Here is a 4,585-nt window from a genome sequence, read left to right on the forward strand (position 1 = left end):
TTCCGACAGGCCCAGCGCCTCGCTGAGCGGCTTGGCGACCACCTGGCCGTCGCGCGCCAGGACCGAGAGGATGTGTTGCTTGCGCTGCCGGGTGAGCATGGGCCGATGGTAGCGGCGGCTTCACGCGATTGCACGAATTTTCTTGTTATTGCACGAATTCGCACCTATGCTCGCCGCCATGACCCTGCAAGACCGCGTCCGGGTGCACGAAGTCACCCTTCTCTCCGACAACTGGTACACGCTGAAGACCACGGCCTTCGACTGGCGCCGCAACGACGGCAGCTGGCAGCGCATGCACCGCGAGACCTACGACCGCGGCAACGGCGCCACCCTGCTGGCCTACAACCGCGCGCGGCGCACGGTGCTGCTGACGCGGCAATTCCGCTACCCGGCCTTCGTCAACGGCTGGGACGACCTGCTGATCGAGGCCGCCGCCGGCCTGCTCGACAACGCGGCGCCCGAGGAACGCATCCGCGCCGAGGTCGAGGAGGAACTCGGCTACCGGCTGGGCGCGGTGCACAAGGTCTTCGAATGCTTCATGAGCCCGGGCTCGGTGACCGAGAAGCTGCACTTCTTCGTCGCCGAGTACGAGCCCTCGATGCGCGTGGGCGCGGGCGGCGGGCTGGCCGAGGAAGGCGAGGACATCGAGGTGCTCGAGTTCGGCATCGACGAGGCGCTGGCCATGGTGGCCGACGGCCGCATCGCGGACGCGAAGACGATCTTGCTGCTGTACCACGCGCGGCTGCATCTTTTCGCGCCGGGATAATGGGCCGCATGCCCGCTGTCACCGTCGCACGCCTCCCCTTCCCCCGTCCTTCCCGCGCGCTCTGCGCCATCGCGCTGTGCCTGGCCGCCGGCGCCCACGCCCAGCAGCCGCAACCGCTGCCGGCCGAAGTCGATGCCGCGCTCACCCGCGCCAAGCTCCCGCGCGACGCCGTGACCATGCTGGTCGCCGATGCCGACGGCCTGCGCCCACCGCGGCTGGCCTGGCGCACGCAGGTGCCGGTGAACCCCGCCTCGATCATGAAGCTGGTGACCACCTACGCCGCGCTCGACCTGCTGGGCGCGGCCTACACCTGGAACACGCCGGTCTACGTCGAGGGCAGCATCGCCAACGGCGTGCTCAACGGCAACCTCTACATCAAGGGCCAGGGCGATCCCAAGCTGGTGATCGAGCGCATGTGGCTGCTGCTGCGCCACGTGCAGGGCCTGGGCATCACCAGCGTGAGCGGCGACATCGTGATCGACCGCAGCGCCTTCGAGAACACGGTCGAGAACGACCCGGCCGCCTTCGACGGCGAGCCGCTGCGCCCCTACAACGCCTCGCCCGATGCGCTGCTGCTGAACTTCAAGTCGGTCAACATGACCTTCGTGCCCGACCGCGGCGGCCAGTTCGCGCGCGTGAGCTACGAGCCGCCGCTCGCGGCCGTGGCGATGCCGCAGACGGTGCCGCTTTCGCCCGGCGAATGCGGCGACTGGCGCACGGCGCTGCGCGCCGACTACGGCGATCCCAACCGCATCCGCTTCAACGGCGGCTTTCCCGCCGCCTGCGGCGAGAAGAGCTGGGCCGTGGCCTATGCCGATCCGCGCAGCTACGCGCTGCGCGCCATCGGCGGCCTGTGGGCCGAGATGGGCGGGCGCGTGGGCGGCCAGATGCGCGAGGGCCGCGTGCCCGCGGGGCTCAAGCCGGCGTTCGAGTTCGCCTCGCCGCCGCTGCCCGAGGTGATCCGCGACATCAACAAGTACAGCAACAACGTGATGGCGCAGCAGGTGTTCCTGACCCTCGGCCTCACGCAGAAGAACCGCGGCACCTTCGAGGCCTCGCGCGGCGCGCTGGTCCAGTGGTGGCGCGAGCGCATCGGCACCGGCGAGGCGCCGCCGGTGTTCGAGAACGGCTCGGGCCTGTCGCGCGACGAGCGCATCAGCGCGGCCGCGCTCGGCAAGATGCTGCAGGTGGCCTGGCGCTCGCCGGTGATGCCGGAGCTCGTGGGCTCGCTGCCCGCGCTCGGCGTGGACGGCACCCTGCGCAAGCGCACGCTGCGCTCGGGCGGCGCCGCGCACCTGAAGACCGGCACCCTGCGCGATGCCTCGGGCATCGCCGGCTACGTGCATGGCGCGAGCGGCCGGCGCTACGTGCTGGTGGCGATCGCCAACGCCGAGAACGCGGGCGCGGCGCGCGCGGCCTTCGACGCGCTGGTCGACTGGACCGCGCAGGACAACTGAAGGCCCGGGGCCGAGGCGCGCGGCCTGTACTGAAAACGTTGTGTAGGCCGCCACCGCTTGCGCGCCGCAGCGGCGCTGACAAAATCGAACGCCCGTTCGCCCGCCGAGCCGGGCCACGGTGCGCATCGCGCACCCCCATCGATTCAGGAGACAAAGACGTGCAAAGACCCGTGCCGCCCGCAAGGCCATCCGCCTCTTCCCGCCACCTGTTCGCCGTCGCCCTCGCGGGCGCGGCGCTGCTGCTCTCGGCCTGCGGTGGCGGCGGCGGTGGTGGCGGCATCGGCATCTTTCCGCCGACCACGCCGCCGCCCGAGGACACCGGCCGCGGCTCGGTGGTGACCAACCCGCCCGAGCGCGTGCTGAGCCTGTCGGCCGGCGACTTCCGCGCGCTGCTGCAGCTCGACGACAAGGGCAAGGCACTGCTGCAGGTGTCGGGCCAGCCCAAGTGCGGCATCGACACGCGCTACCTCGAATACCGCACCGTCGGCGGCAAGGGCGAGGCCACCAACGCCACGGCCGCAATCATGGTGCCGCGCGGCGGCGACGCGGCCTGCAGCGGCCCGCGGCCGATCGTGCTGTACGCCCACGGCACCAACGCCGCGCGCGACTACAACATCGCCAAGTGGGCCGACCTGAATCAGGCCGCCGCCGGCGAAGGCGTGGTGGTCGCGGCCATGCTGGCGGCGCAGGGCTTCATCGTGGTGGCACCCAACTACGCGGGCTACGACAAGTCGACGCTGCCCTACCACCCCTACCTCAACGGCGACCAGCAGGGCAAGGACATGGTCGATGCGCTGACCGCCGCGCGCAAGACCTTCGCCAACATCGACGCCGCGGACGCGGGCTCGCTGTTCGTCACCGGCTATTCACAGGGCGGCTACGTGGCGCTGGCCGCGCACCGCGAGCTGCAGGCCACGGGCAAGACGGTGACGGCCTCGGCGCCGCTGTCGGCGCCCTCGGCCATCAGCCTGCTGGTGGACTACAACTTCAAGGGCTGGCCGGCGCTCGGCAGCACGCTGTTCGTGCCGCTGCTGTCGACCAGCTGGCAGCAGCAGTTCGGCGACGTCTACGGCAGCACCAGCGACATCTACGAGGCGCAGTACGCAACCGGCATCGACACCCTGCTGCCGAGCCTCACGCCCACCAGCACGCTGATCGCGCAGGGCAAGCTGCCGCAGCTCGCGCTGTACCCGGCCGGCGCCACGCCCGGTCCGGTCGATCCGGCGCTGTCGATCTTCTACGGCGCCGGCAACCTGGTGCGCCAGAGCTACCTGACGCGCGCCTCCAACGACATCGACGGCAGCCGCTGCCCGGGCAACGCGCTGCCGGCCACCGCGAACTCGCTGAACTCCGCCACGCCGCTCGACTGCGCGCCCACGCTGGGCTTCCGCAAGGCGGCGCGCGCCAACGACCTGCGCAACTGGGTGCCGGCCAAGCCGGTGCTGATGTGCGGCGGCGCGCAGGACCCGACCGTCAACTTCCTGAGCACGCGCGCCACCGCCGGCTACTTCCGCGCCAAGGGCATGTCCGCGCAGCAACTGACCGTGGTCGACCTCGAGGACAGCGCGACCACCGACGCCTACTCGGCCGCGCGCGCCGGCTTCGCACAGGCCAAGGACGTGCTCAAGCAGGGCACCGAGGGCAGCGACGCCGACAAGGACCGCGCCGTGATGCTGGCCTACCACGGCACGCTGGCGCCGCCGTTCTGCCTGGCGGCGGCACGCGGCTTCTTCCAGGGCGTGCTGGCGGCGGGGGGCTGAGGCCCGTCGAGGCTTCCACCCAAGAAGAAGGCCCGGTACTGCCGGGCCTTTTTTCATGGTGCGCGACGCTCAGGCCGCGGCGGCCCGCTGCAGGCGGTCGCGCACGCCCTCCCACTCGGGCGTGTCGGGCGGCGTCTCGACCCAGATCAGCTTGACGCCCTGGGCGTCGAACTCGCGCAGCACCGCGAACAGCTGCTGCGCGCTGGCGGCGGCGTCGTCGGGCATGCGCCGCTGCACGACGCGCTGCGAACGGCTGCGCACGGCGCTGCGGGTCCAGATCGCGATGTGGGCGGCATTGGCGCCGAGCACGTCGAGGCCGGTCTGGATCGCCTTGGCGTCCATCAGCCGCACCTTGGCGTCGGGCGCGTAGTGCGCCTCGAGCGTGCCCGAGGCGCGTGGGTCGGGCATGGCCATCAGCTCGCGGTCGCGCAGGCGTTCGCCGCAGGCGGCCTCGATCTGCGCGCGCGTGATCAGCCCCGGGCGCAGCAGCACCGGCGCGCCGCGGCTGCAGTCGACGATGGTCGACTCGATGCCGACCTCGCAGGCGCCGCCGTCGATCACCGGCACGGTGTCGCCGAATTCGCCGAACACGTGCTGCGCGG

The 4,585-nt window shown here is 71.6% G+C and carries 4 protein-coding genes; 3 read left to right on the forward strand and 1 reads right to left on the reverse strand.

What is annotated here, in order from left to right; genetic code table 11:
* Positions 1 to 178: 178 nt before the first annotated feature.
* The 3 genes from AC27VN_RS33635 (at position 179) to AC27VN_RS33645 (ending at position 3,983) form a co-directional block, all read left to right on the forward strand.
* Complete coding sequence (locus tag AC27VN_RS33635) at positions 179 to 766, forward strand: NUDIX hydrolase (RefSeq protein WP_209543185.1); 588 nt, start codon at positions 179 to 181, stop codon at positions 764 to 766.
* An 8-nt stretch (positions 767 to 774) separates the two neighbouring features.
* On the forward strand, positions 775 to 2,223 hold the full coding sequence (gene dacB, locus AC27VN_RS33640) for a D-alanyl-D-alanine carboxypeptidase/D-alanyl-D-alanine endopeptidase (protein WP_490879370.1): 1,449 nt from the start codon (positions 775 to 777) through the stop codon (positions 2,221 to 2,223).
* Between the two features lie 158 nt (positions 2,224 to 2,381).
* Entirely contained in the window at positions 2,382 to 3,983 is a 1,602-nt protein-coding gene (locus tag AC27VN_RS33645; protein WP_490879371.1) for an alpha/beta hydrolase family protein, read from the forward strand.
* Positions 3,984 to 4,052: 69 nt separating this feature from the next.
* Here AC27VN_RS33645 and AC27VN_RS33650 read toward each other — a convergent pair.
* A partial coding sequence (locus AC27VN_RS33650) for an L-threonylcarbamoyladenylate synthase (RefSeq protein WP_490879372.1) occupies positions 4,053 to 4,585 on the reverse strand: 533 nt, incomplete at its 5' end.

Source organism: Variovorax sp. 20P10.2.4, from assembly GCF_058244205.1.

Coding starts and splice junctions, on each gene's coding strand:
- AC27VN_RS33635 (WP_209543185.1), top strand. CDS start 179: ATGACCCTGCAAGACCGCGTCCGGGTGCACGAAGTCACCCTTCTCTCC.
- dacB (WP_490879370.1), top strand. CDS start 775: ATGCCCGCTGTCACCGTCGCACGCCTCCCCTTCCCCCGTCCTTCCCGC.